General features: G+C 64.6%; 22 protein-coding genes. 6 read left to right on the top strand and 16 right to left on the bottom strand.

Annotated features, from left to right (window positions below; all coding sequences use genetic code 11):
• Positions 1-174: 174 nt before the first annotated feature.
• From AC25M7_RS05925 to AC25M7_RS05905, 5 genes are all read right to left on the bottom strand, one after another.
• On the bottom strand, positions 175-948 hold the full coding sequence (locus tag AC25M7_RS05925) for a TSUP family transporter (protein ID WP_028692405.1): 774 nt from the start codon (positions 946-948) through the stop codon (positions 175-177).
• A 133-nt stretch (positions 949-1,081) separates the two neighbouring features.
• Positions 1,082-2,434: a glutamine synthetase family protein gene (locus AC25M7_RS05920; RefSeq protein ID WP_279153614.1), complete on the bottom strand. Its 1,353-nt coding sequence runs from the start codon at positions 2,432-2,434 to the stop codon at positions 1,082-1,084.
• A gap of 10 nt (positions 2,435-2,444) precedes the next feature.
• Entirely contained in the window at positions 2,445-3,005 is a 561-nt protein-coding gene (locus AC25M7_RS05915) for a helix-turn-helix domain-containing protein (protein ID WP_186735349.1), read from the bottom strand.
• On the bottom strand, positions 2,998-4,287 hold the full coding sequence (locus tag AC25M7_RS05910) for an NAD(P)/FAD-dependent oxidoreductase (RefSeq protein ID WP_088851773.1): 1,290 nt from the start codon (positions 4,285-4,287) through the stop codon (positions 2,998-3,000). The genes AC25M7_RS05915 and AC25M7_RS05910 overlap by 8 nt, the downstream gene beginning before the upstream one ends.
• A gap of 259 nt (positions 4,288-4,546) precedes the next feature.
• Positions 4,547-6,493, bottom strand: coding sequence for a DNA topoisomerase III (locus AC25M7_RS05905; protein ID WP_241412544.1), 1,947 nt, complete (start codon positions 6,491-6,493; stop codon positions 4,547-4,549).
• Positions 6,494-6,729: 236 nt separating this feature from the next.
• On the opposite strand from AC25M7_RS05905, the gene AC25M7_RS05900 reads away from it, so the two are divergent.
• Positions 6,730-8,580 carry a polyurethane esterase gene (locus tag AC25M7_RS05900; protein ID WP_486970832.1) on the top strand — a complete coding sequence of 617 codons (1,851 nt, stop codon included), beginning with the start codon at positions 6,730-6,732 and terminating at the stop codon, positions 8,578-8,580.
• Positions 8,581-8,662: 82 nt separating this feature from the next.
• On the opposite strand, the gene AC25M7_RS05895 is transcribed toward AC25M7_RS05900, so the two are convergent.
• The 7 genes from AC25M7_RS05895 to AC25M7_RS05865 all read right to left on the bottom strand — a co-directional run bounded on the left by AC25M7_RS05895 (position 8,663) and on the right by AC25M7_RS05865 (position 16,587).
• Positions 8,663-9,097 carry a GNAT family N-acetyltransferase gene (locus AC25M7_RS05895; protein WP_028692399.1) on the bottom strand — a complete coding sequence of 145 codons (435 nt, stop codon included), beginning with the start codon at positions 9,095-9,097 and terminating at the stop codon, positions 8,663-8,665.
• Entirely contained in the window at positions 9,090-10,256 is a 1,167-nt protein-coding gene (locus tag AC25M7_RS05890; RefSeq protein WP_028692398.1) for a ribosomal protein uL16 3-hydroxylase, read from the bottom strand. Before AC25M7_RS05890 ends, AC25M7_RS05895 begins: the two co-directional genes overlap by 8 nt.
• Positions 10,257-10,337: 81 nt before the next feature.
• Positions 10,338-11,708: an adenylosuccinate lyase gene (purB, locus tag AC25M7_RS05885; RefSeq protein ID WP_182323407.1), complete on the bottom strand. Its 1,371-nt coding sequence runs from the start codon at positions 11,706-11,708 to the stop codon at positions 10,338-10,340.
• 237 nt (positions 11,709-11,945) lie between these two features.
• A complete protein-coding gene (gene hflD / locus AC25M7_RS05880) occupies positions 11,946-12,572 on the bottom strand; it encodes a high frequency lysogenization protein HflD (RefSeq protein WP_028692396.1) in 627 nt (208 codons plus the stop codon).
• Positions 12,569-13,693 (bottom strand): tRNA 2-thiouridine(34) synthase MnmA, encoded by a 1,125-nt coding sequence (gene mnmA / locus AC25M7_RS05875; RefSeq protein ID WP_207852813.1) that lies wholly within the window; start codon positions 13,691-13,693, stop codon positions 12,569-12,571. The genes hflD and mnmA overlap by 4 nt, the downstream gene beginning before the upstream one ends.
• Before the next feature lie 59 nt (positions 13,694-13,752).
• Positions 13,753-14,193, bottom strand: a complete 441-nt coding sequence (locus tag AC25M7_RS05870) for an NUDIX hydrolase (protein WP_028692394.1) — start codon at positions 14,191-14,193, stop codon at positions 13,753-13,755.
• 168 nt (positions 14,194-14,361) lie between these two features.
• Entirely contained in the window at positions 14,362-16,587 is a 2,226-nt protein-coding gene (locus AC25M7_RS05865) for an NADP-dependent isocitrate dehydrogenase (protein ID WP_062359668.1), read from the bottom strand.
• A 460-nt stretch (positions 16,588-17,047) separates the two neighbouring features.
• Between AC25M7_RS05865 and icd the strand changes: the two genes are divergently transcribed.
• The gene (icd, locus tag AC25M7_RS05860; protein WP_028692392.1) at positions 17,048-18,304 is read left to right on the top strand and encodes an NADP-dependent isocitrate dehydrogenase; all 1,257 of its coding nucleotides are present in this window, start codon (positions 17,048-17,050) and stop codon (positions 18,302-18,304) included.
• A gap of 78 nt (positions 18,305-18,382) precedes the next feature.
• On the opposite strand, the gene cspD is transcribed toward icd, so the two are convergent.
• The gene (cspD, locus tag AC25M7_RS05855) at positions 18,383-18,637 is read right to left on the bottom strand and encodes a cold shock domain-containing protein CspD (protein ID WP_036986657.1); all 255 of its coding nucleotides are present in this window, start codon (positions 18,635-18,637) and stop codon (positions 18,383-18,385) included.
• 231 nt (positions 18,638-18,868) lie between these two features.
• Between cspD and clpS the strand changes: the two genes are divergently transcribed.
• Both clpS and clpA read left to right on the top strand, forming a co-directional pair.
• On the top strand, positions 18,869-19,243 hold the full coding sequence (gene clpS, locus AC25M7_RS05850; RefSeq protein ID WP_028692390.1) for an ATP-dependent Clp protease adapter ClpS: 375 nt from the start codon (positions 18,869-18,871) through the stop codon (positions 19,241-19,243).
• Positions 19,244-19,273: 30 nt separating this feature from the next.
• Positions 19,274-21,544 (top strand): ATP-dependent Clp protease ATP-binding subunit ClpA, encoded by a 2,271-nt coding sequence (gene clpA, locus AC25M7_RS05845; protein ID WP_028692389.1) that lies wholly within the window; start codon positions 19,274-19,276, stop codon positions 21,542-21,544.
• An 83-nt stretch (positions 21,545-21,627) separates the two neighbouring features.
• Here the strand turns inward: clpA and infA are convergent, their stop codons facing one another.
• From infA to aat, 3 genes are all read right to left on the bottom strand, one after another.
• Positions 21,628-21,846, bottom strand: coding sequence for a translation initiation factor IF-1 (gene infA / locus AC25M7_RS05840; protein ID WP_002553999.1), 219 nt, complete (start codon positions 21,844-21,846; stop codon positions 21,628-21,630).
• A 104-nt stretch (positions 21,847-21,950) separates the two neighbouring features.
• Complete coding sequence (locus tag AC25M7_RS05835; protein ID WP_028692388.1) at positions 21,951-22,658, bottom strand: arginyltransferase; 708 nt, start codon at positions 22,656-22,658, stop codon at positions 21,951-21,953.
• A 57-nt stretch (positions 22,659-22,715) separates the two neighbouring features.
• Positions 22,716-23,396, bottom strand: coding sequence for a leucyl/phenylalanyl-tRNA--protein transferase (gene aat / locus AC25M7_RS05830; RefSeq protein ID WP_062359670.1), 681 nt, complete (start codon positions 23,394-23,396; stop codon positions 22,716-22,718).
• Between the two features lie 338 nt (positions 23,397-23,734).
• On the opposite strand from aat, the gene ftsK reads away from it, so the two are divergent.
• Positions 23,735-26,155, top strand: a complete 2,421-nt coding sequence (ftsK, locus tag AC25M7_RS05825; protein WP_081791634.1) for a DNA translocase FtsK — start codon at positions 23,735-23,737, stop codon at positions 26,153-26,155.
• A gap of 62 nt (positions 26,156-26,217) precedes the next feature.
• Positions 26,218-26,841 carry an outer membrane lipoprotein periplasmic chaperone LolA gene (lolA, locus tag AC25M7_RS05820; protein WP_486970831.1) on the top strand — a complete coding sequence of 208 codons (624 nt, stop codon included), beginning with the start codon at positions 26,218-26,220 and terminating at the stop codon, positions 26,839-26,841.
• Positions 26,842-26,852: the final 11 nt, after the last annotated feature.

The raw sequence follows: 26,852 nt of genomic DNA, 5'->3' as shown, positions 1-26,852 counted from the left end.
CCTTACGGCGGCCTACTTTTCCCACGAGAAAAGTAGGCCGCCGTAAGGGCGGAAAGGTGACTAAATGTCGTTATCTTCTACGAATGCGCATACAAAAATCAAAACAATCGCCCCCAAGCCCAAGCCCAAGCCCAAGCCCAAGCCCAAGCCCAAGCCCAAGCCCAAGCCCAAGCCCTACCCAAACCAATGCTGCCAAGCCAACCGCACAGTCAACGCCAACACCACGGCAATAAACACCGGCCGAATAAACCTGCTCCCCCCACTGATCGCAGTACGCGCCCCGAAGAACGCCCCGATCATCACCGACACCCCCATGCACAGGCCAACGATGTAATCCACCTGCCCGGAAATGATGAACACCGTCAGCGCCGCGATGTTGCTGACGAAGTTCATGCTACGCGCCACGCCACTGGCGCGAACCAGGTCGATGGGATAGAGCAGCAACGTGCTAACGGTCCAGAAGGCACCGGTGCCGGGCCCGGCGACGCCGTCATAGAAGCCCAGGGTGAAACCTTGCGGGAACTGCCACTTCTTCCTGATCGGCGCCTCGGCGTCCAGAGGCGCCTTGGGCGTGCCGCCGAACAGCAGGTAGACGCCACAGGCAAAGACGACCACCGGCAGCATCTTGTTCAACCATTCGGCAGGCATGTAGTGGGCCACCACCGCGCCGATCAGCGCGCCTGCCAGGGTGCCGACGATCGCCAGGCGCCACTGCGCCGGGTGGAACAGCTTGCGCCGGTAGTAGGTGATGCTGGCGGTGGCGGCGCCGAAGGTCGAGCTGAGCTTGTTGGTGCCCAGCACCAGGTGCGGCGGCATGCCGGCAGTGAGCAGCGCCGGGGTCGTCAGCAGCCCGCCGCCGCCGGCAATGGCGTCGATGAAGCCGGCGACGAAGGCGACCAGGGCGAGGATCAGCAGGGTGAGCGGTTCTACGGTGAGTTCGAAGGGCATGGGGTGTGCGCAGGCTGGAAGGCGGGGTGCGGCAAAAGGCCGCGCTAGAGGTGGTGCATGGTAATCCTGGGCGGCGCGTGATTCCAGTGCCAGCCTCTTCGCGGGTAAACCCGCGAAGAGGCAGCAACAGAGCCTACAGGAACCAGCGATACTCCCGCGCACTGACCTCCTGCAGAAACGCCAGATGGTCCTGGCGCTTGTTCTCGCAATAGACCATCACGAACTCTGCGCCCAGCCCTTCGTTGACTGCCGGGTGTCCGCGCATGGCCGCCACCGCGCCGAGCATGTCCTTGGGGAAATCGATCCCGCTGCCTCGATCTTCGTTCAGCGGCGCGATCGGCTCCTGCGCGGCATCCAGCCCATGCTCCATGCCGCAGAGTATCGCCGCCAGCACCAGATATGGATTGGCATCCGCCCCGGCCAGCCGGTGTTCGATCCGCAGGTTGCGCGGATCCGATTCGGGGATACGAATGCAGGCGTCGCGGTCCTCGAAGCCCCAGCTTGCACGGCTGGCGGCGTTGACCATGGCGCCATAGCGACGAAACGCATTGTGGTTGGCGGCGAACACCGGCATGCAGTGCGGCAGCAGCGCCAGGCAGCCGGCCACGGCGTGGCGCAGCGGGCGCTGGGCGTCGGCGGCGAGCAGGTTGCTGCCGGCCGCGTCGTAGAGGCTGACATGCACATGCATGCCGCTGCCCGGCGCGTGGAGGTAGGGCTTGCTCATGAACGACGCACGCAGCCCATGCTTGAGCGCCACGCCACGGGTGCTGCGACAGAACAGCGCCGCCCAGTCGGCAGCGCGCAGACCGTCGTCGCAGTGAGCGAAATTGATCTCGAACTGGCCAGGGCCCAGCTCGGCGGTGATGACATTGGCGTCCACGCCCTGGGCATTGGCGGTCTCGACCATCTCGCGTAACACATCGGAAAACCGCGAAAGACGCTCGATATGCATGTTCGGCTGGTCGTCGGCATCGCCACTGGCCGGATCGCGGGGGAACTGCGGCAGACCGTCCTTCAGCGCCCGGTCGAACAGGTAGAACTCCAGTTCGAACGCCACCACCGGGCGGATGCCCCGGCGTTCGAGGCGCTGCAGGACGCGGGCCAGCACCTCGCGGGGCTCGAACTCGATGGGCGCCGCGGTGCCGTCCGAAGTGATCAGCATCTGTCCCAGCGGCTCGCGCTCCCAATTAACCGGCTTCAGCGTATCAGGCACCAGGCGGCGCGGGGCGTCCGGGTCACCGTCGTTGAAGCAGTAGTCGCCGATGGGGAACAGCCCGCCCTGCACGCCAAGCAGCACGCAGTTCTGCGGCAGCTTGAGCGGGCTGCCGGCGGCCACCTTTTCCAGCATGTCGATCGGGTAACGCTTGCCGTAGAAGTGCCCGGGGATGTCCAGGCTGATCAAGTCGACGTAGCGCACCTCGGGGTGTCGTGTACGGAAGGCGCGTACTTCGCTGAGCAGATCGGGGAAGCCTGTTGTACTTGTCATGGGCATGCTCTCAACGGAAGACCCAGAGAACCCGGGTCGTTCGGGCGGTCAGGTTGGCGTAGCGGAACTGGCTGTGGGGTGGCAGCTGGAAGCTGTCGTTGGGGTACAGGGTGACGGCATCTTCCTGGCCTTCGAGCCACAGGGTCAGTTCGCCCTCGAGTACGAAACCACCCTGTTCCGAGCTGTCGTCCAGATGCCCCTCGCCACTGCTGGCGCCGGGCGCCAGATGGCTTTCGAGCATGGCGAAGCGGCCGGTGAGGGTCGGTGATACCAGCACATCGGTGACCCCGGCGGCGTAGTACAGGGTACGTCGCTCGCCGGGACGGGTGACCCAGTCGAGCGCCCGGGGCGGCACGGCCTGGTAGAAGTAGGTGGTGGGGACCTGCAGCGCCTCGCTGATGGCGGTGAGGTCGGCCACCGTGGGGCGTGAGAGGCCGCGCTCGACCTGGGAGAGAAAGCCCAGCGAGCGCTTGACCCGGCCGGCCAGCTCGTCAAGGGTCAGCCCACGGTGCTTGCGCAGGTCGCGCACCAGTCGCGCCAGGCCTTGGTTGTCGTCGATCGGTTCAGACATGGTCGCGCATCCTGTACCAGGCTTTGGCGGCTGCTTCCAGGGGCGCGGCCAGCAGGTCGCCGCCAGGGAAGCGGCCATTGTCGATACTCTGGTAAAGCGCGAGCAGATCGTCGTCACCTAGAATCGCGTCACTGACGGCGCGTGCGCCGGCCAGGGTCGGCAGCACCCCGTGCCCGGAGAATCCTTGCAGCCAGTAGCGTTGGCCCTGACGGCCGATATCCGGGGTGCGCTGGATGCTGCAGTCGATATGGCCGCCCCAGGCATGTTCGATGGCCACCCCACGCAACTGCGGGAACACCCGTTCCAGGTAGGGCCGTGTGGCGCTGGCGACGTCCTTGGGGATGCCGCCCAGGTAGGTGCAGCCGCCCCCGAAAAGCAGGCGATGGTCGGGTGTCAGGCGGAAGTAGTCGGGAACGAACTGGTTGTCGATCACGCAGCTGTTGCGTGGCAGCAGCGAGGCGGCGAACTCGGCGTCCAGCGGCGCCGTGGCCACCTGGTAGGAGCCCACCGGCAACAGGCGCCGTGACAGGGCACGGTCGAGCCGGTCGATATAGGCGTTGCAGGCCAGCACCAGTACGCGACTGCGCACCTCGCCCTGATCGGTGCGGACGACGAAGCCATCGGCGTGTTCGTGGTAGTCGAGAACCTGGCTCTGCTCGTAGATCTGCCCGCCGTTCGCCTCGATCACACCGGCCAGGCCCTGGGCCAGTTTCAGTGGGTTGAGGTGGGCGCCATTGGGGTCGTACAGCGCGGCCTGATAACGGGTGCTGTCGATCCACTCGGGCAATTCCTCGCGGCCGATCAGGCGCAGGCAGTCGTAGTCGAACTTCTCCTGTGCTTCACGCCGGGCCTCCTCCAGCAGTTTTACCCGGCGTGGCAGTACGGCGGTCCACAGGCTGCCCAGGCGATAGTCGACGTCAAAGCCATGGCGCTGGGGCAGTTCACGCAGCTCGCGGGCGGCCCAGCACATGCTGTCCCACAGGCGTCGGCTGCGCTCCAGGCCTAGGGCTCGCTCCAGCGGGGGCATGTCGCACGACCAGCCCAGCAAGGCCTGGCCACCGTTGCGGCCCGACGCGGCCCAGGCCACCCGGCTGGCTTCCAGCAGGGTCACGCGCTGGCCGGCCAGTGTCAGGCGCAGGGCCGTGTGCAGGCCGCTGAAGCCGGCACCGACGATCAGGATGTCGGTGTCGTGGGTGCCCTGCAGGGTAGGGCGCAGGGGGATGGTGGCGGGGTAGGTGCGGGCGTAATAGCTGGCGACGTGCTGGGCGGATTGCTTGAACATGCCGGGGCCTCGTGAAATTTTTTCTGATTATTTTCATGAAAAAATAGCAGAGGGTTTTCATAGCGCCAGTCTTCTTAAGATGAGGTGCCTAGCATGACGGTCGGTATTTACGCGTTTTCTGTGGGAGCGGCCTTGCGTCGCGAAAGGGTCGCAGAGCGGCCCCTGACATTCTCTATCTAGCGCTGAGATCCTGGGGCCGCTGCGCGCCCCTTTCGCGACGCAAGGCCGCTCCCACAGGTTGAGCTGGAGCTCGTCTACCTTATGTAGATGCCTTGCGCCGCGGCTGTCGGGGCTTGCTGGCTGCTGTCTTGCCCTTGGCGGCACCCTTGCGCTTCTTCTTCCAAGGCGCCGCCGCCTTGCCCGCTGCTGGCCCGCTGATGGTCAGGCGCAGGCCGCTGCACCGTTGCACCAGCTTGCCCATCCAGGCCGACTGGCGGGTGACGAACTCGTCCAGGCTCATCTCGCCGCTCTGCACCATGTCCAGCGCCTGTTCCCAGATCGCCGTGGTGCCGGGGTCGGCAATGGCCCGCGGCACGGCGTCGATCAGGCTGAAGGCGGCGGGCGTGGCCGACAGCGCCTTGCCGTTCTTGACCAGGTAGCCACGGTCGAGCAGGCCCTGGATGATGCTGGCCCGGGTGGCCTCGGTGCCGATGCCAGTGGTTTCCTTGAGCTTCTGTTTCAGGCGAGGGTCGTCGACCAGCTTGGCGACGTTCTTCATCGCCTTGATCAGGTCGCCTTCGGTAAAGGGCTTGGGCGGCTGGGTCCACAGGTCCTTCAACTGCAGGTCTCGCACTGCGCAGTCCTGGCCTTCGCGCAGCGCCGGCAGCACCTGGGCCGGTGGCGCCTCGCGACCCTTGGTTGGGGTCAGTGCCTCGGGCAGCGCCCGGCGCCAACCCGGCTCGACGATCTGCTTGCCCACCGCCCGCAGCGCATGACCGGCGCAATCGAACTCGGCCTGGGTGCGGTCGTACTCGTGGTTGGGCAGGAACTGCGCCAGGTAACGGGCGCGGATCAGGGTATACACCGCCTTGTACTTGGGCGGCAGGCGCGCCGGGTCGCTGGCGGCGGCGGTGGGGATGATGCCGTGGTGGGCGCTGACCTTCTGGTCGTTCCATGCCCGTGAGCGGCGACCCGGGTCCAGGTGCGGCCGCAGCGGCGCGAGGCTGTCGTCTGCGCGCTGAAGGGCGGCGAGGATGCCGGCGGCCTCGCCGTGCTGGCTGAGAGGCAGGTAGCCGCTGTCGCTGCGCGGGTAGGTGATGAGTTTGTGGGTCTCGTACAGGGCCTGGGCGATGTCCAGGGTCTCCTGGGCGCCGAGGCCGAGCTTCTTCGAGCACACCTCCTGCAGGGTGCCGAGGTCGAAAGGCAGGGGAGCCGCCTCGCGCACGCGTTCGGTGGCGATCTTGCGCACCCGGGCGCTGGCGGCCGCCTGCATGTCGGCGGCCGCCAGCTGGGCAAGGTCCTGCCTCAGGCAGCGACCCTGGTCGTCGCAGGCGTCCTCCGGCGCGCGCCACTGGGCGTTGAACACGCTGCCGGTGCTTTCCAGTTGCACCTCGATGGCCCAGAAAGGCACCGGCACGAAGTCGGCGATGCTGCGGTCGCGGTCCACCACCAGGCGCAGCGTCGGTGTCTGCACCCGGCCTACCGGCAGCACGCCCTGATAGCCGGACTGGCGGCCGAGCAGGGTGAACAGGCGGCTCATGTTCATGCCGATCAGCCAGTCGGCCCGCGAGCGGCCGAGGGCCGAATGGTACAGGCTGAAGGTCTCCTGGCCCGGCAGCAGGCGGCCCAGCGCCTTGCGGATCGAGGCATCGTCCAGCGCCGACAGCCACAGACGCTGGATCGGCCCTCGGTAGCGACAGTGCTCGACCAGCTCCCGGGCGATCATCTCGCCCTCGCGGTCGGCGTCGGTGGCGATCACCAGTTCGCGGGCCTCGCCGAGCAGGCGCTTGACCGCCCTGTACTGGCTGGCGGTCTTGGGCTTGACGGTCATCTTCCACTTTTGCGGGATGATCGGCAGGTCCTCGAGGACCCAGCGCTTGTAGCGCTCGTCGTAGCTGTCTGGTGGGGCGGTCTCGAGCAGGTGGCCGATGCACCAGGTCACGCAAACATCGGTGCCTTGCCAGCAGCCGTCGCCACGCCGCTGGGCGCCGAGGACCTTGGCGATGTCTTTTGCCTGGGAGGGTTTTTCGCAGAGAAAGAGGCGCATGGCCGGAACGCTTGATCGCGGAAGATGGGCACTAGGATGCGCAAGCCAGGGCGTGCAGGCAAGCTTTATCTGTATGCATGTACAGGTTTTTCGCCCGCATGTTTGGCAGGGTAGTCACCCCTTGGGGTTGGACGACTCGGCAAATGCGTGCCAGCTTTGCCTTTCGCCCGCCAGTTGTGTCACTGGACGATGTCGCTGGGGTGTCCTTCCTACAAGAACAACAGGGATGTAAACCAATGCCCGTTTTCGATTACCGACAGCTCGACAGCACTGCCTCCTCCTCGCTCTATAAAGATGCCATGGCCCTGGCCACCTATGCCTACCATGGCATCGACGATGGCTTCAGCGCCGGCTACCAGAAGTACGGTTTTGGCCTGGGCCTGCCGGCCACCCTGGTCAAGGCGCTGATCGGCGGCACCGACAGTCAGGGCGTCATTCCCGGCATCCCCTGGAACCCTGACTCCGAAGCCCGGGCCCTGGCGCAGGTCAAGGCCGCCGGCTGGACGCCGATCAGCGCGGCGCAGCTGGGCTACCAGGGCAAGACCGACGCCCGCGGCACATTCCATGGCGAAGCGCCGGGCTACACCTCGGCACAGGTGGAAATCCTTGGGCGCTACGATGCCGCCGGCCAGCTCAGCGGCATCGGCATCGCCTTCCGCGGCACCAGCGGCCCGCGTGAGAACCTGCTGGGTGACACCATCGGTGACGCCATCAACGACCTGCTGGCGGCGATCGGCCCGGCCGGTTATGCCCGTGACTACGCCGGTAACGCATTCGGGCAACTGCTCGCCGATGTGGCGGCCTTCGCCAAGGCCAACGGCCTGAGCGGCGCCGATGTCACCGTCAGTGGTCACAGCCTAGGCGGCCTGGCGGTCAACAGCCTGGCCGATCTCAGCGGCTCGCGCTGGGGCGGTTTCTACCAGGATGCGCGTTACGTCGCCTTCGCCTCGCCGACCCAGGCCGCCGACGCCAGCAAGGTGCTCAATATCGGCTATGAGAACGACCCGGTGTTCCGCGTGCTCGACGGCACCTCGGCAACCTGGGGCACCCTGGGCGTGCACGACGGCGCCAAGGCCTCGGCCACCAACAACATTGTCAACTTCAACGACCACTGCGCCTCCGACGCCTGGAACCTGCTGCCGTTCTCCATCGGCAACATCGCCACTTGGTTGTCGCACCTGCCGACGGCCTACGCCGATGGCCTTGGTCGGGTGCTGGGGGCGTCGTTCTATCAATGGACCAGCCGCGACTCGACCATCGTGGTCAGCAACCTGTCCGATGTCACCCGTGGCTCGACCTGGGTCGAGGACCTCAACCGCAATGCCGAGCCGCACAAAGGCAGCACCTTCATCATCGGCTCCGACCAGGATGACCTGATCCACGGCGGGCGTGGCAACGACTACCTTGAGGGGCGGGCCGGCAATGACACCTTCCGCGACGACGGCGGCTTCAACCTGATCGACGGCGGCGCCGGCCATGACACCCTGAAGCTGCAGGACGCCCTGGCCAACCTGAGCATCGCCCGGGACGGCGAGGGCACGCTGTACGTGCGCGACGCCCAGGGCGGCATCAGCCTGGTGCGCAATGTCGAGAACCTGGTGAGCAAGGAGTCGAGCCTGCTGATCTTCAGCAAGGAGGTCAGCCATGGGGTCGCGGCGCAGGGGCTGTTCGAGAGCGGCAAGGTCACGCCCTACGCGTCTTCGCTCAACGGCACCCAGGCTGGCGACCAACTGGTGGCGGGCAACCAGGGTCAGTGGTTGTTTGGCCTGGGCGGTGACGATCGGCTGCAGGGCGGTGCTGGCAATGACGTGCTGGTCGGCGGCGCGGGCAACGATGTGCTCATTGGCGGCGGCGGGCGCGACACCTTCCTGTTCAGCGAGCATTTTGGCCAGGATCGGGTGCTGGACTTCTCCGGGCAGGACCGGCTGGTGTTCATTGGCGTGGACAGAGGTACGGCGGCGCCGGACTGGCGTGCCCATGCCAGCCAGGTTGGCAATGACCTGGTGCTGAAGTTCGGGGGGGATAGCGTGACGCTGGTGGGGATCTCGGCCCAGGGGGTGGGGGATGGGCAGATTGTGATTGCCTGAGGGGTAGGGCGTAACCCTCTAGGAGCGGCCTTGCCGACGCCTCGGCAAGGCCGCTCCTAAAAGAGCAGGCCAACGTGATGGCTCAGGCCATCTCGCGCGAGTCGCGAACCATGTCCACGTGCGGAATGCCAGCCTCGAGGAACTCCTCGCTGACCACGCGGAACCCCAGGCGCTCATAGAATGGCGTGGCGTGCACCTGGGCGCTGAGCATCTGCTGCTTGAGGTCGCGGTTCTGCGCCTCGACGATCACCGCGCGCATCAGTGCGTCGCCCACATGCAGGCCGCGCCAGTCCTTGAGCACCGAGACCCGGCCGATGGTGCCGTCGGGCAGCAGGCGGGCGGTACCGATCGGGTAGTCGCCCTCCATGGCCAGGAAGTGCACGGCGGTCGGGTCTTCTGCGTCGAATTCCAGCTCCGGCGGCACGTGCTGCTCGGCGACGAACACGGCGCTGCGGATACGGTGGATGTCGGCGTTGTCCTTGTGCCAGTCGGCCAGTCGAACACTGATCTTATTCATCGGCGAATCCCAGGCTGCCTTGCATGACCAGCTGTTGTACCAGCATCAGGCCGTCTTCGTCTTCCAGCCACTGCCCAAGGTTCTCGCTGTGCAGGGCATCGGCGGAGCAGATCAGCTTCAGCAGCTCGCGCAGTTTGCCCGGCAGCGGGCAGCTGCGACCGCTGGCGAACAGCAACAGGTCGTCGCCGAACTCCGACCAGGCCAGGCGTGCGCTCGGGTTACGGATCAGGATGGCGCCCTGGCCGAGGTAGTCGAGCAGCTCCTGCTCGCTCAGCTCTTCACCCACCACCTGCTCGGGATAACGCGGCTCGGTCATGAACTGGCCGAACCAGGTCAGCAGCAGGTCCTTGTCGGCCATGTGCTTGTCGATCAGCGCCTTGAGGCGGTCGAGGGCGTCGTGCTGGATCTGGTGCGGGTCGCTGACCGGCTGGGCGTCGGCGTCGCTGTAGCGCTCTTCCTCCGGCAGGAACTGGCCGAGGAAGTCGGTGAAGTGGGTCAGCACTTCGGCGGCGCTCGGGGCGCGGAAGCCCACCGAGTAGGTCAGGCACTCGCTCTCGGCAACGCCGTAGTGGGCCAGGCGCGGCGGCAGGTAGAGCATGTCACCCGGCTCCAGGGTCCACTCTTCGCTCTGCTCGAAGTCGGCCAGGATGCGCAGGTCGGCGTGGTCGATCAGCGCGCTGTCGCTGTTGCACATCTGTCCGACTTTCCAGTTGCGCGTGCCGTCGCCCTGCAGCAGGAATACGTCGTAGTTGTCGAAGTGCGGGCCGACGCTGCCGCCGGGCGCCGCATAGCTGATCATCACATCGTCGATGCGCCAGCTCGGCAGGAAGCGGAACGCTTCGAGCAGCTCGGCCACTTCCGGCACGAACTGGTCAACCGCCTGCACCAGCAGGGTCCAGTCGCGCTCGGGCAGGTCGGCGAAAGCGTCCTCGGCGAACGGGCCGCGGCGCAGCTCCCACGGGCGCTCGCCGTGTTCGAGTACCAGGCGCGACTCGACTTCTTCTTCCAGGGCCAGGCCGGCCAGCTCGTCGGCGTCGATGGGGCTGACGAAGTCGGGGAAGGCCTGACGCACCAGCAGCGGCTTTTTCTGCCAGTAGTCGCGCAGGAATTCACGGGCCGTGAGGCCGCCCAACAGTTGCAGTGGAGTATCAGAATTCATGTTCAACCTATTGAAAAAACTTAGTTTTCGTACGGGAATAAAAACGCCCGGCCAGGCCGGGCGTTGTACGCGACGCTCAGCTTAGATGCGTTTGGCCTGGGCCACGGCGTTGCCGATGTAGGTCGCCGGGGTCAGTTGCTTGAGCTCGGCCTTGGCTTCGGCCGGCATGTCCAGGCCGTCGATGAAGGTCAGCAGCGCTTCAGGGGTGATGCCCTTGCCACGGGTCAGCTCCTTGAGCTTCTCGTAGGGGTTCTCGATGTTGAAGCGGCGCATCACGGTCTGGATCGGCTCGGCCAGCACTTCCCAGCAGGCGTCCAGGTCGGCGGCGATGCGGGCGGCGTTGACTTCCAGCTTGCCGATGCCTTTCAGGCTGGCTTCGTAGGCGATGACGCTGTGGGCGAAGCCCACGCCCAGGTTGCGCAGCACGGTGGAGTCAGTCAGGTCGCGCTGCCAGCGCGAGATCGGCAGCTTGCTGGCCAGGTGCTGGAACAGTGCGTTGGCGATGCCCAGGTTGCCTTCGGAGTTTTCGAAGTCGATCGGGTTGACCTTGTGCGGCATGGTCGAGGAGCCGATTTCGCCGGCGACGGTCTTCTGCTTGAAGTAGCCCAGCGAGATGTAGCCCCAGACGTCGCGGTCGAAGTCGATGAGGATGGTGTTGAAGCGGGCGATGGCGTCGAACAGCTCGGCGATGTAGTCGTGCGGCTCGATCTGGGTGGTGTAGGGGTTGAACACCAGGCCCAGCTCGTCCTCGATGAAGGCGCGGGCGTTGGCTTCCCAGTCGATCTGCGAGTAGGCCGACAGGTGGGCGTTGTAGTTGCCCACGGCGCCGTTGATCTTGCCCAGCAGCGGCACGGCTGACACCTGGGCGATCTGGCGCTCCAGGCGGTAGACGACGTTGGCCAGCTCTTTACCCAGGGTGGTCGGCGAGGCCGGCTGGCCGTGGGTGCGCGACAGCATCGGCACATCGGCGTGGGCGTGGGCCAGGGCACGGATGGATTCGGCGATCTGGCGCATCAGCGGCAGCAGCACGTCGTCACGGCCGGCGCGCAGCATCAGGGCGTGGGACAGGTTATTGATGTCCTCGCTGGTGCAGGCGAAGTGGATGAACTCGCTGACCTTGGCCAGCTCAGGCAGTTGAGCCGCTTGCTCTTTGAGCAGGTACTCGATGGCCTTGACGTCGTGGTTGGTGGTGCGCTCGATTTCCTTGACGCGTTCGGCGTGCTCAAGTTTGAAATCGGTGGCCAGGCTGTCCAGCACGGCGTTGGCTTCGGCGGAGAACGCCGGCACTTCGCCGATCTGCGGGTGGGCGGCCAGGCGCTGCAGCCAGCGTACTTCGACCAAGGCGCGGAAACGGATCAGGCCGAATTCGCTGAAGATGGGGCGCAAGGCCTGGGTTTTGCCGGCATAACGGCCGTCTACAGGGGAAACCGCAGTGAGCGAGGAGAGCTGCATGGGGTGTTCTCGGACAGTCAGGCTTTTGGAAGGGCGCATATCATACATGAAAAACGCGCCCGAGTCGGGTGGCTGACCAAAGGTCGGGCCTATCAAAACTGTTGCGATCCCCTGTAGGAGCGGCCTTTTGTCGCGAAAGGGCTGCGCAGCAGCCCCGGCAATCTTGAGTCAGCCTCGAGATCCTGGGGCCGCGCTGCGGCCCTTTCGCGACACAAGGCCGCTCCTACAGGTTCTGCGTCAATCGTTGGTACGCATCATCCCGTACAGTTCATTGAGCAACTTGCGCCGGCTGAACACCAGCTGCCAGCGGTGCCCGCCCAGCTGGCGCCACAGGCGCGCCGCGCGGATGCCGGCCAGCAGCAGGGCGCGGATCTTCGAGGCGTTGCTGGCCTGCTGCAGGAAACGCATGTCGCCGTGCACCTGGATGCGCTGGCGTAGGGTGCTCAGGGTGTCCTGGTACAAGGCTCCACTGGAAGCAATGACGTTTTCGTGAACCAGGCCGAAATGCTCGGCCTGGGACTGGATCTGCGGCAGGCGGTTGCCGATGGTGTCGAGCATGTCGCCACGCTTGTTCAGCTGGCGCTCAAGGCCCAGCATCGACAGGGCGTAGCGCAGCGGTTCGCGCTGCAGGCTGCTGGGGTCGCGCTCCAGGGCGCCGACCAGCGCGCGGTAGCCGTCGCGCAGGTTGAGGTCGTCGCCGCCGAACACCTCCAGGGTATCCTTCGGGTCGCGCACCAGCAGGCTGCCGAGCATGCAACCGATGTTGGCTTCGCTGGCCTGGCCGGTGCGGGCGATGCGGTCGACCAGCACCGCGGCCTGGAACACACCACCCAGGGCGACCAACTGCTCCTGAAGGTTGTTCATCGGCGCGGGCTCCACGGCTCGGCGATCTCGATCACGCCGCCGCCCAGGCACACCTCGCCGTCATAGAACACCACCGACTGGCCCGGGGTGACGGCGCGCTGCGGCTCGTCGAACACGGCGCGGTAGCCGCTCTCGGTGCGTTCCAGGGTGCACTGCTGGTCGCCCTGGCGGTAGCGCACCTTGGCGGTCAGGCGGCGCGGGCTGGACAGGTCGATCGGGTTGACCCAGAAAATTTCCGAGGCCAGGAGGGCGCGGGAGAACAGCCACGGGTGCTCGTTGCCCTGGCCGACCACCAGCACATTGCGCGCGACGTCTTTTTCCAGCACGTACCACGGCTCGTCGCCGGCGTCCTTCAGGCCGCCGATGCCCAGGCCCTGGCGCTGGCCGATGGTGTGGTACATCAGGCCATGGTGCTGGCCGATCACTTCACCCTCGGTGGTCTGGATCTCGCCGGGCTGGGCCGGCAGGTACTGCTTGAGAAAATCGCTGAAGCGACGCTCGCCGATGAAGCAGATGCCGGTGGAGTCCTTCTTCTTGGCGGTGGCCAGGCCGTGTTTTTCGGCGATGGCGCGTACCTCGGGCTTTTCCAGCTCGCCGACCGGGAACAGGGTGCGGGCGATTTCCTTGCCGCCGACGGCATGCAGGAAATAGCTCTGGTCCTTGTTCGGGTCCAGGCCCTTGAGCAGCTCGGTCAGCGCGCCAGTGTCGCGGCGGCGCACGTAGTGGCCAGTGGCGATCAGGTCGGCGCCCAGGGACAGGGCGTAGTCGAGGAACGCCTTGAACTTGATCTCGCGGTTGCAGAGGATGTCCGGGTTGGGCGTACGGCCGGCCTTGTACTCCTCGAGGAAGTGCTCGAACACGTTGTCCCAGTATTCGGCGGCGAAGTTGGCAGTGTGCAGCTTGATGCCGATGCGGTCGCACACGGCCTGGGCGTCGGCCAGGTCTTCGCGGGCGGTGCAGTATTCGGTGCCGTCGTCTTCTTCCCAGTTCTTCATGAACAGACCTTCCACCTGGTAGCCCTGCTCGATGAGCAGAAGGGCGGAGACGGAAGAGTCCACGCCGCCGGACATGCCGACGATGACGCGGGTCTTGGCGGGGTCTTTGAGTGCTGGGCTGGTCATGGCTACCGGTGTGTATCAGAGGGGAAAAACGCCGATTCTATCAAACCCGTGGGCTGGCGTCAGTCGCGCAGCAGGTCGAGGCTGTGCAGCGGGCCTTTGAGATAGTCGTCGAGGCAGCGCGGTACCAGCTCGCTGCGCCAGCGTGACGGCTCGGCCAGCAGTTCGTCGCGGGTCAGCCACACGGCACGGACGATGTCGCTGTCCAGCGCCAGGTCGGCATGATGGTGCACGGGGCGGGCGGCGAAGCAGATGCGCTGGTAGGTGACGCCGTTGCTCGGGGCGGTATAGAGGTAGATGCCGACCACGCCGGTGAGTTCGACTTCCCAGGCGGTTTCCTCGAGGGTTTCGCGCAGGGCGGCCTGGGCGATGGTCTCGTTGGCCTCGAGGTGGCCGGCGGGCTGATTGAATACATGTTGGCCGGCCTTGAACTCCTCGACGAAGAGGAACTTGCCGTCGTGTTCGACGATGGTGGCGACGGTGATGTGGGGTTGCCAGGTCATACAGTGGGCTCCATGGCGGGGCGTGGGAGCGGGCTTGCCCCGCGATTGCGCCCATACAGGTTCAGCGCAATCGCGGGGCAAGCCCGCTCCCACGGGAGATTTCACAAACTTCAAAAAGCACAAACCCCGGTGCGTGGCCGGGGTCTGTGCTGTTACGTCAAGCGAACCTTACAGGGCGGCGATGGCGCTGTTCAGGGTCTGGCTTGGGCGCATCACCTTGGCGGTCAGCTCGGCATCCGGGGCGTAGTAGCCACCGATGTCGGCCGGCTTGCCCTGGACGGCGTTGAGCTCGGCGACGATGGTCGCCTCGTTCTCGCTCAGGGTCTTGGCCAGCGGGGCGAAGCGCGCCTGCAGGGCGGTGTCGTCGGTCTGGGCGGCCAGTGCTTCTGCCCAGTACAGGGTCAGGTAGAAGTGGCTGCCACGGTTGTCGATACCGCCGACCTTGCGCGAAGGCGACTTGTTGGTGTCGAGGAACTTGCCGGTAGCCTGGTCCAGGGTGTTGGCCAGGACCTTGGCGCGCGGGTTGTCGTAGGTGTTGCCCAGGTGCTCCAGAGAGGCGGCCAGGGCCAGGAACTCACCCAGCGAGTCCCAGCGCAGGAAGTTCTCTTCAACCAGCTGCTGCACGTGCTTCGGTGCCGAACCACCGGCGCCGGTCTCGAACAGGCCACCGCCGTTCATCAGCGGAACGATCGACAGCATCTTGGCGCTGGTGCCCAGTTCCATGATCGGGAACAGGTCGGTCAGGTAGTCACGCAGCACGTTGCCGGTCACCGAGATGGTGTCCTTGCCTTCGCGGATGCGGGCCAGGGAGAACTTGATGGCGTCGACCGGGGCCAGGATGCGGATGTCCAGGCCGGAGGTGTCGTGATCCTTCAGGTACTGCTGCACCTTCTCGATCATCACGCCGTCGTGGGCGCGGGCCGGGTCCAGCCAGAACACCGCCGGGGTGTTGCTCAGGCGGGCGCGGTTGACGGCCAGCTTGACCCAGTCCTGGATCGGCGCGTCCTTGGTCTGGCACATACGGAAGATGTCACCGGCTTCGACGTCCTGCTCCAGCACGACCTTGCCCTTGCCATCGACCACGCGCACGACGCCGTCGGCCTTGATCTGGAAGGTCTTGTCGTGGGAGCCGTACTCTTCGGCTTTTTGCGCCATCAGGCCGACGTTCGGCACGCTGCCCATGGTGGTCGGGTCGAAGGCGCCGTTGGCCTTGCAGTCTTCGATGGTAGCCTGGTAGATGCCGGCGTAGCAGCGGTCAGGGATGATCGCCTTGGCGTCCTGCAGTTCACCGGCGGTGTTCCACATCTTGCCCGAGTCGCGGATCATCGCAGGCATCGAGGCGTCGACGATGACGTCGCTCGGTACGTGCAGGTTGGTGATGCCCTTGTCCGAGTTGACCATGGCCAGGGCCGGGCGAACGGCGTACAGGGCCTGGATGTCGGCTTCGATCTCGGCTTGCTTCTCGGCAGGCAGATCCTTGATGCGGGCGTACAGGTCGCCGATGCCGTTGTTGGCGTTGAAGCCCACCTGGCTGAGTGCGGCTGCGTGCTTGGCCAGTACGTCGCCGTAGAACTCTTCGACGATCACGCCGAACATGATCGGGTCGGAGACCTTCATCATGGTGGCTTTCAGGTGCACCGACAGCAGCACGCCAGAGGCCTTGGCATCGGCGATCTGCTCGGCGATGAAGGCTTTCAGGGCCTTGCGGCTCAGGGTGGCGCAGTCGATGACTTCGGCGGCCTTGACGGCGGTTTTTTCTTTCAGGACGGTGGTGGCGCCGTCCTTGCCGACCAGCTCGATGCGCAGGCTGTCGTCAGCCTCGATCAGCGCGGCTTTTTCGCTGCCGTAGAAGTCGCCCTGGGTCATGTGGGCAACGTGCGACTTGGAGTCGGCGGCCCAGGCGCCCATCTTGTGCGGGTGCTTGCGGGCGTAGTTCTTGACCGACAGCGGGGCGCGGCGGTCGGAGTTGCCTTCGCGCAGGACCGGGTTCACGGCGCTGCCCTTGATGCGGTCGTAGCGGGCGCGGGATTCTTTTTCCTCGGCGCTGGCCGGCTCGTCGGCATAGTCGGGGATGTTGAAGCCCTTGGCTTGCAGCTCCTTGATCGCGGCCTTCAGCTGTGGAACCGACGCGGAGATGTTCGGCAGCTTGATGATGTTGGCTTCAGGGGTGGTGGCCAGCTGGCCCAGTTCCGCCAGGTGATCGCCTACCTGCTTCTCGGCACCCAGTTGCTCCGGGAAGGCGGCGAGGATACGGCCGGCCAGGGAGATGTCACGGGTTTCGACGGCGATATCGGCCGAAGCGGTGAAGGCCTCGACGATCGGCAGCAGCGAGTAGGTGGCGAGGGCGGGGGCTTCGTCGGTGAAGGTGTAGATGATCTTGGAACGGGTGGGCATGCGGGTTAACTCTCTATGTGCTGAGCGTACTCGAGTCTCGAGGTGCGCAGGGTAGGCGCTTCGCCCTGGCGACGCCATGAGCGGAAAGTCGAGAGGCTGCGAGCGGTGATGGTGGATGCATCAGTCGAGCGTCAAGTGCTGGGCCGCGGTAACAACCCAGGCTTTGCGGTCATTCATGACCAAGGGCGAGCCGCATTTTCCTAGGGTTCGCCCCGATGACCCTATGGTCGCGCCGGAGTATATCAAACCCTTTGGGCTATTCAGCAAGGTGAACTGGTATCAGCGCATTTATAAGACCAAAGACGTAGGAGCAATGTGGCGTGTTGCCGCAGGCTGCCAGGGGGATTTTCCAATCCTTTTTCGACTGTCGTGGCAGCGAGCTTGCAGGTCGGCAGATGTGGTTTAGGCTCAGTGGATCGCACGATTTCCAATCACACCAGGAAAAGCGGAGTAGTGCAGCATGGGATACCAGAAAATCAAGGTTCCGTCTGATGGTGCCAAGATCACTGTCAATGCAGACCATTCGCTCAACGTTCCCGATAACCCCATCATTCCCTACATCGAAGGTGACGGCATTGGCGTGGACGTCTCGCCGGTGATGATCAAGGTGGTCGACGCCGCCGTGCAGAAAGCCTACGGCGGCAAGCGCAAGATCGCCTGGATGGAGGTGTACGCCGGCGAGAAGGCCACCCAGGTCTACGACCAGGATACCTGGCTGCCCCAGGAAACCCTGGATGCGGTGCGCGACTACGTGGTGTCGATCAAGGGGCCGCTGACCACCCCGGTTGGCGGCGGCATCCGCTCGCTCAACGTGGCCCTGCGCCAGCAGCTCGACCTCTATGTGTGCCTGCGCCCGGTGGTCTGGTTCCAGGGCGTGCCGAGCCCGGTGAAAAAGCCGGGTGACGTCGACATGGTGATCTTCCGCGAGAATTCCGAGGACATCTATGCCGGCATCGAGTGGAAGGCCGGTTCGCCCGAGGCGAACAAGGTGATCAAGTTCCTCAAGGAAGAAATGGGCGTCACCAAGATCCGCTTCGACCAGGACTGCGGTATTGGCGTCAAGCCAGTCTCGAAGGAGGGCACCAAGCGCCTGGTGCGCAAGGCCCTGCAGTATGTGGTGGACAACGACCGCAAGTCGCTGACCCTGGTGCACAAGGGCAACATCATGAAGTTCACCGAAGGGGCCTTCAAGGACTGGGGCTACGAGGTGGCACGCGACGAGTTCGGCGCCGAGCTGCTCGATGGCGGCCCGTGGATGAAGTTCAGGAATCCGAAGACAGGCCGCGAGGTGATCGTCAAGGATGCCATCGCCGACGCCATGCTCCAGCAGATCCTGCTGCGTCCGGCCGAGTACGATGTGATTGCCACCCTCAACCTCAACGGCGACTACCTGTCCGATGCCCTGGCGGCGGAAGTGGGTGGTATCGGCATCGCGCCAGGCGCCAACCTGTCGGATACCGTGGCCATGTTCGAGGCCACACATGGCACCGCGCCGAAGTACGCCGGCAAGGACCAGGTCAACCCGGGCTCGGTGATCCTCTCGGCGGAAATGATGCTGCGGCACATGGGCTGGACCGAGGCGGCCGACCTGATCATCAAGGGCACCAATGGCGCCATTGCGGCCAAGACCGTGACCTATGACTTCGAGCGCCTGATGGACGGCGCGACCCTGGTCGGTAGTTCGGGCTTTGGCGAGGCGCTGATCAAGCACATGTAAGCGGGGCAAAAAAACCGGTCGCCTCTTTATATTAAAGGGGCGACCGGCTTTTTCGTTTACCGGCAGACAGGTTGGGAATCAGACTTCGACGGTATTGTTTGGGTTCGTCGCGCTGGCCTGGACGTTGCTGGTGGCGCTTCTGATGTCGGTCGCGTGCAGCCCTTTGGGGCCCTGGATGATCTCGAAGTTCACGGCCTGGCCGGCTTTCAGCGTCTTGTAACCGTCCATCTGGATCGCTGAATAGTGGGCGAACAGATCATCGGTCTTGCCATCCTCGTTGATGAATCCGTAGCCCTTGGCATTGTTGAACCACTTGACTTTACCGCTTGCCATCCCTATGTCCCTCTGCAAAGGACTCCATCACTGGAGTATCATCCACTTCATCCGCATACGAACCTTGCGAGAAAATCTGGTTGACTGCGCGGATCTTTATCGACCACGGTGGGTTCTTATTGGTTGTAACACCGTTTTGCCGATAGTCAAGGTCAGCCGGCGCCTGCGCCGGGAGCGGCCTGCGCGGTCAACCCACAACCTTAACCTGTCGATCATGATGAAATTCTTTCCATGCATGTACCCAGTGAGATTCGACTAACATTCAATCAGGATCGCCCCCAGTCGCATGAGGACGGGCATGAGGACGATGGCGCGGGCCTTGCCGTCCAGGAGGCCAAGCCGATCCTGCAGGCGCCGCCGATGTATAAGGTGGTTTTGTTCAACGATGACTACACGCCGATGGATTTCGTCGTCGAAGTGCTCGAGACGTTCTTCAATCTGAACCGCGAGCTGGCAACGAAGATCATGCTGACCGTCCATACCGAAGGGCGGGCAGTATGCGGATTGTTTACCCGTGACATCGCCGAGACAAAGGCCATGCAGGTCAACCAATACGCCAGGGAAAGCCAGCATCCGCTACTCTGTGAAATCGAGAAGGACGGTTAATCGCCGACCACTTGGGTATGAGGTGAAGCTATGTTAAACCGCGAGCTCGAAGTCACCCTCAATCTGGCCTTCAAGGAGGCCCGTTCGAAGCGTCATGAGTTCATGACCGTCGAACACCTGCTGCTGGCACTCCTTGACAATGAGGCTGCCGCGACCGTTCTGCGCGCCTGTGGCGCCAATCTCGACAAACTCAAGCACGACCTGCAGGAGTTCATCGATTCGACCACCCCGCTGATCCCTGTGCATGACGAGGACCGCGAGACGCAACCGACCCTGGGCTTCCAGCGTGTGCTGCAGCGTGCCGTGTTCCACGTGCAGAGCTCCGGCAAGCGCGAAGTGACCGGCGCCAATGTGCTGGTGGCGATCTTCAGCGAACAGGAAAGCCAGGCAGTGTTCCTGCTCAAGCAGCAGAGCGTGGCGCGCATCGACGTTGTCAACTACATCGCCCACGGCATCAGCAAGGTGCCGGGCCACGGTTCGCACAACGAAAGCGAGCAGGACATGCAGGACGAGGAGGGCGGCGAAGCGTCGTCGTCCAGCAACCCGCTGGACGCCTATGCCAGCAACCTGAATGAACTGGCCCGGGCTGGGCGCATCGACCCGCTGGTCGGGCGCGAGCAGGAGGTCGAGCGCGTGGCGCAGATCCTCGCCCGCCGGCGCAAGAACAACCCGCTGCTGGTCGGCGAGGCCGGCGTGGGCAAGACCGCCATCGCCGAAGGCTTGGCCAAGCGCATCGTCGACGGGCAGGTGCCCGACCTGCTGGCGCAGAGCGTGGTCTACTCCCTCGATCTCGGCGCGCTGCTGGCCGGTACCAAGTACCGCGGCGACTTCGAGAAGCGCTTCAAGGCGCTGCTCGGCGAGCTGCGCAAGCGCCCGCAGGCGATCCTGTTCATCGACGAGATCCACACCATCATCGGCGCCGGTGCGGCCTCCGGTGGCGTGATGGATGCGTCCAACCTGCTCAAGCCGCTGCTGTCGTCCGGTGAGATCCGTTGCATCGGCTCGACCACCTTCCAGGAGTTCCGCGGCATCTTCGAGAAGGATCGCGCCCTGGCGCGGCGCTTCCAGAAAGTCGACGTCACCGAGCCGTCGGTGGAGGACACCGTGGGCATCCTGCGCGGGCTCAAGGGCCGCTTCGAGAGCCACCACAACATCGAGTACAGCGACGAGGCCCTGCGCGCCGCCGCCGAACTGGCCTCGCGCTACATCAACGACCGGCATATGCCCGACAAGGCCATCGACGTGATCGACGAGGCCGGCGCCTACCAGCGCCTGCAGCCGGAAGCCAATCGGGTCAAGCGCATCGACGTGCCGCAGGTCGAGGATATCGTCGCCAAGATCGCGCGGATTCCGCCGAAGCACGTCACCAGCTCCGACAAGGAGCTGCTGCGCAACCTCGAGCGTGACCTGAAACTGACCGTGTTCGGCCAGGATGCGGCGATCGACTCGCTGGCCACCGCCATCAAGCTGTCCCGTGCCGGCCTCAAGGCGCCGGACAAGCCAGTCGGCTCGTTCCTGTTCGCCGGCCCCACCGGCGTGGGCAAGACCGAGGCCGCCCGTCAGCTGGCCAAGGCCCTGGGCGTGGAACTGGTGCGCTTCGACATGTCCGAGTACATGGAGCGGCATACCGTGTCGCGCCTGATCGGTGCGCCGCCCGGCTATGTCGGGTTCGACCAGGGCGGTCTGCTGACCGAGGCCATCACCAAGCAACCGCACTGCGTGCTGCTGCTCGACGAGATCGAGAAGGCCCACCCGGAAGTCTTCAACCTGCTGCTGCAGGTAATGGATCACGGGACCCTGACCGACAACAACGGGCGCAAGGCGGACTTCCGCAACGTGATCCTGATCATGACCACCAACGCCGGCGCCGAAACCGCCGCGCGGGCCTCGATCGGCTTCACCCACCAGGACCACTCGTCCGACGCGATGGAGGTCATCCGCAAGAGCTTCACGCCGGAGTTCCGCAACCGCCTGGATACCATCATCCAGTTCGGCCGCCTGTCCCACGAGACGATCAAGAGCATCGTCGACAAGTTCCTCATCGAACTGCAGGCGCAGCTGGAAGACAAGCGTGTGCTGCTGGAGGTCACCGACGCCGCCCGCGGCTGGCTGGCGGCCTCGGGCTACGACGTGCAGATGGGCGCACGGCCGATGGCGCGGCTGATCCAGGACAAGATCAAGCGGCCGCTGGCCGAGGAGATCCTGTTTGGCGAGCTGGCCGAGCACGGTGGTGTGGTGCATATCGACCTGCGCGATGGCGAGCTGGTGTTCGATTACGAGACCACGGCTGAAGTCGCGTAAGGCTGGGGCTGCACAGCAGCCCCGTTTTATGGAAGCCCACAAAAAAGCCCGGCACATTGGCCGGGCTTTTTCATGGCTGGAGCTTAGCGCGCACGGTAGGTGATGCGGCCCTTGCTCAGGTCATACGGCGTCAGTTCGACGCGGACCTTGTCGCCAGTGAGAATACGGATATAGTTCTTGCGCATTTTGCCAGAGATATGCGCGGTAACGACGTGCCCGTTTTCCAACTCCACGCGGAACATGGTGTTGGGCAGGGTGTCGACGACAGTGCCTTCCATTTCGAAGCTGTCTTCTTTCGACATGCAGTAAAGCCCTCGGTATCCAGTGATGGCCCGACGCACGACTGCACCGGGCAAAAAAAGTGGCGTGGATTATGCCCGAAATTTGTGTTTCAAGCCAATGCCTTTCAGTTGAGGGTGACCCAGCGCTGGTTGATCAGCAGTTCGATGGGGCGATACTGGGTTTTGTAATTCATTTTCTTGCAGTTCTTGATCCAGTAACCGAGGTACACCGCCTCGAGGTCCTGGCGCAGGGCCTCGGTGATCTGCCAGAGGATGGCATAGCGCCCCAGGCTGCGGCGCTCCTCGTCGGGCTCGTAGAAGGTGTACACCGCTGACAGCCCATTGGGCAGCAGGTCGCACACCGCCACGGCCAGCAGCCGGCCCTCCAGGCGGAACTCGTAGAACCAGCAGAACGGCAGGTCGCGGACCAGGAAGGTGGAGAACTGGTCGCGGCTGGGCGGGTACATGTCGCCGTCGGCGTGGCGCTGCTCGATATAGCGCCGGTACAGGTCGAAGTATTCTTCCTTGAAGGACGGGCGGGCGGCGGTGACGGTCAGGTCGGCGTTGCGCTTGAGGATTCGGCGCTGCTGGCGGTTGGGAATGAAGCGCGCCGCCGGGATGCGCGCCGGCACGCAGGCGTTGCATTGCTGGCAATGCGGGCGATAGAGGTGATCGCCGCTGCGGCGAAAGCCCATCTCCGACAGGTCGGCATAGACGTGCACGTCCATCGGCTGGCTCGGGTCGAGAAACAGCGTGGTCGCCTGCTCATCCGGCAGGTAGCTGCAGGAGTGGGGTTGAGTGGCATAGAACTTCAACCGCGCCAGCTCTGTCATGATCAACCCCTTAGGTGAGACGTTGTCTCTAAGTGTAAGCCAGCTCCGGGAACTCGCCTAGGCAACCCAGTTGGCGCTGCTGGGCTGATCCAGGTACCGCGCCAGGTGGTTGGCGAACTCGACCCGGCTGATGGCGCGGGCGCCCAGGCTGTGCAGGTGGTCGGTGGGCATCTGGCAGTCGATCAGCACGAAGCCGGCCTGCCTGAGGTGTTCGACCAGGGTCGCGAAGCCCACCTTGGAGGCGTTGTCGGCGCGGCTGAACATCGATTCGCCGAAGAACAGCCGACCCATGGCCAGGCCGTAGAGGCCGCCGACCAGCTCGCCGTCGCGACGCACCTCCACCGAATGGGCGATGCCGCGGCGGTGCAGCTCGCAGTAGGCGGCGCGCATGTTGTCGGTGATCCAGGTGCCGTCGGCATAGTTCCGCGGCGCGGCGCAGGCGGCGATCACCGCCGCGAAATCGCTGTCGAAGCTCACCTGGTAGCGGCCCTGGCGGATCAGCTTGGCCAGCGAGCGCGAGACGTGCAGCTCGTCCGGGAACAACACGGTGCGCGGGTCGGGCGACCACCAGAGGATCGGCTGGCCGTCCTGGTACCAGGGGAAGCAGCCGTGGCGATAGGCCGCGACCAGGCGGTCCGGGGTCAGGTCGCCGCCGGCGGCAAGCAGGCCGTTGGGGTCGTGCAGGGCCTTTTCCAGGGGGGGGAAGGTCAGCGAGTCGCGGGTCAGCCAGGTGAGCATGGGGTTCTTGAGCGGCGGGGGAGGGGAGAGGGCAGCATGGCGTGGGTTAAGAATGAGGTCAACGCCTTGCCAGATCGACAAATTGCCTTCGGCTTCGGCAGCGCCAGGCACCATCTGGCGCTTTTGCTGTCATACCTGTGCAAAAACACAGCATAAGCCTTTGTCACAAAAGAAAATGCATGCTCAAATTGCATCTATATGAAAGTAGCCCCCGTTCGCGCCCCACACGGCGTGCCGCCATGGCGGCTGGCGGGCAGTAATGTTAAAAGTAGTGGTTCATTGGCCAGTGACCGGCCAATCACTATTGGACGCGCAGCACGCGCAGGAATAGACGCGTTTTGAAGAAATCCACCGCAACTCCAGCCCCCTTGCCAGTGCCCCTGTGGCGGCAACAGCTGCACTATCGCCTGAAGGAAGGTGCGCTGATCGCCGTCGGCGCCCTGTGCCTGTACCTGTGGATGGCACTGGTCACCTACGACACCGCCGATCCGGGCTTCAGCCACACCAGCAACGCCGAGCAAGTGCAGAACGCCGCCGGCCGCGCCGGGGCCTACTTCGCCGATATCCTGTTCATGGTGCTCGGCTACTTCGCCTATATCTTCCCGCTGCTGCTGGCGATCAAGACCTGGCAGATCTTTCGCGAGCGTCACCAGCCCTGGCAGTGGAGCGGCTGGCTGTTCTCCTGGCGCCTGATCGGCCTGGTGTTCCTGGTGTTGTCGGGCGCGGCATTGGCACATATCCACTTCCACCCGCCGGCGAGCATGCCGTTCTCCGCCGGTGGTGCCCTGGGCGAGAGCCTCGGCGATCTGGCGCGCAACCTGCTCAACGTGCAGGGCAGCACGCTGATGTTCATCGCCCTGTTCCTGTTCGGCCTGACCGTGTTTACCGACCTTTCCTGGTTCAAGGTGATGGACATCACCGGCAAGATCACCCTCGACCTGTTCGAGCTGGTGCAGGGCGCCGCCAACCGCTGGTGGGAGGCGCGCAACGAGCGCAAGCGCCTGGTGGCGCAGCTGCGCGAGGTGGACGAGCAGGTCGATGAAGTGGTCGCCCCGGTGGTCGCCGACAAGCGCGAGCAGGTCAAGGCCCGCGAACGCATCATCGAGCGCGACGAGGCGCTGACCAAGCACATCGCCCAGCGTGAACAGCAACCAGCCCCGGTGATCAACCTGCCGACTCCGTCGGTCAAGGCGCCGGAGCCGAGCAAGCGGGTGATGAAGGAGAAGCAGGCGCCGTTGTTCGTCGACAGCGCCGTCGAAGGCACGCTGCCGTCGATCTCCATCCTCGACCCGGCCGAACAGAAGAAGGTCGAGTACTCGCCCGAATCCCTGGCCGCTGTCGGCCACCTGCTGGAAATCAAGCTGAAGGAATTCGGCGTGGAGGTCTCGGTCGACTCGATCCACCCGGGCCCGGTGATCACCCGCTATGAGATCCAGCCGGCCGCGGGGGTCAAGGTCAGCCGTATCGCCAACCTGGCCAAGGACCTGGCGCGTTCCCTGGCGGTGACCAGCGTGCGCGTGGTCGAGGTTATTCCCGGCAAGACCACCGTGGGTATCGAGATTCCCAACGAAAACCGCCAGATGGTGCGCTTCTCCGAGGTGCTGTCGTCGGCGCAATTCGACGAGAACAAGTCGCCGGTCACCCTGGCCCTGGGCCACGATATTGGCGGCAAGCCGGTGATCACCGACCTTGCCAAGATGCCGCACCTGCTGGTGGCCGGTACTACCGGTTCTGGTAAGTCGGTGGGCGTGAACGCGATGATCCTGTCGATCCTGTTCAAGTCGGGCCCGGAAGACGCGCGGCTGATCATGATCGACCCGAAAATGCTCGAGCTGTCGATCTACGAAGGCATTCCGCACCTGTTGTGCCCAGTGGTCACCGACATGAAGGACGCCGCCAACGCCCTGCGCTGGAGCGTCGCCGAGATGGAGCGCCGCTACAAGCTGATGGCGGCCATGGGCGTGCGTAACCTGGCCGGCTTCAACCGCAAGATCAAGGATGCCCAGGAGGCCGGCGAGATCATCCACGACCCGCTGTACCGTCGCGAAAGCATGGACGACGAGCCGCCGGCGCTGAAAACCCTGCCGACCATCGTGGTGGTGGTCGACGAATTCGCCGACATGATGATGATCGTCGGCAAGAAGGTCGAAGAGCTGATCGCACGTATCGCCCAAAAGGCCCGTGCAGCCGGTATCCACTTGATCCTGGCCACCCAGCGCCCGTCGGTGGACGTGATCACCGGCCTGATCAAGGCCAATATCCCGACCCGCATGGCATTTCAGGTATCGAGCAAGATCGACTCGCGGACCATCATCGACCAGGGTGGCGCCGAACAGCTGCTCGGCCACGGTGACATGCTCTACATGCCGCCGGGCACCAGCCTGCCGATTCGCGTGCATGGCGCGTTCGTTTCCGACGACGAGGTGCATCGCACGGTCGAGGCCTGGAAGCTGCGCGGCGCGCCGGACTACAACGATGACATCCTCAACGGCGTCGAGGAGGCCGGCAGCGGCTTCGACGGCGGCGGTGGCGGTGGCGGCGATGGCGACGACCCGGAAGCCGACGCGCTCTACGACGAAGCCGTGCAGTTCGTGCTGGAAAGCCGCCGGGCGTCGATCTCGGCGGTGCAGCGCAAGCTCAAGATCGGTTACAACCGCGCCGCGCGGATGATCGAGTCGATGGAGATGGCCGGCGTGGTCACGCCGATGAACAGCAACGGCTCGCGGGAAGTGATTGCCCCGGGCGGCCCGCGCGACTGATGAACAACCTGCCGGGCGCCATTGATGACGCCCGGCCCCTCCACTGTGCAATGAGGATTTCCATGCGCGCGATTCGCATGCTGTTGGTTTCTGCCCTGGCTACGGCCAGCCTGTCGGCCCAGGCCGGCGAACAGGACGTCCAGCGCCTGACGCAATTGCTGGAAAAGTCGCAGACCATCGAAGCCAATTTCTCCCAGCTGACCCTGGATGCCGGTGGCACCAGCCTGCAGGAGACCAACGGCAAGATGACCGTCAAGCGCCCGGGCCTGTTCTACTGGCACACCGATGCGCCGCAGGAGCAGGTAGTGGTGTCCGACGGCAAGAACGTCACCCTGTGGGACCCGGATCTGGAGCAGGCGACCATCAAGAAGCTCGACGTGCGCCTGAACCAGACCCCGGCGCTGCTGCTGTCCGGCGATGTGTCGAAGATCAGCCAGAGCTTCGAAATCACCTCCAAGGAGCAGGGCGAAGTGATGGACTTCACCTTGAAACCCAAGACCAAGGACACCCTGTTCGACTCGCTGCGCGTGTCGTTCCGCAGGGGCCTGATCAATGACATGCAGCTGATCGACAGCGTCGGCCAGCGCACCAATATCCTGTTCAATGGCGTCAAGGCCAACCAGGCGGTGCCGGACAGCAAGTTCCAGTTCGACATCCCCAAGGGCGCTGACGTCATCAAGGAGTAAGCGGAGCCTGT

It is taken from the genome of Pseudomonas sp. P106(2024), from assembly GCF_057480815.1.
Note: the sequence above shows the minus strand (reverse complement) of the source record. Positions and strands in the feature narration are given on the sequence as shown.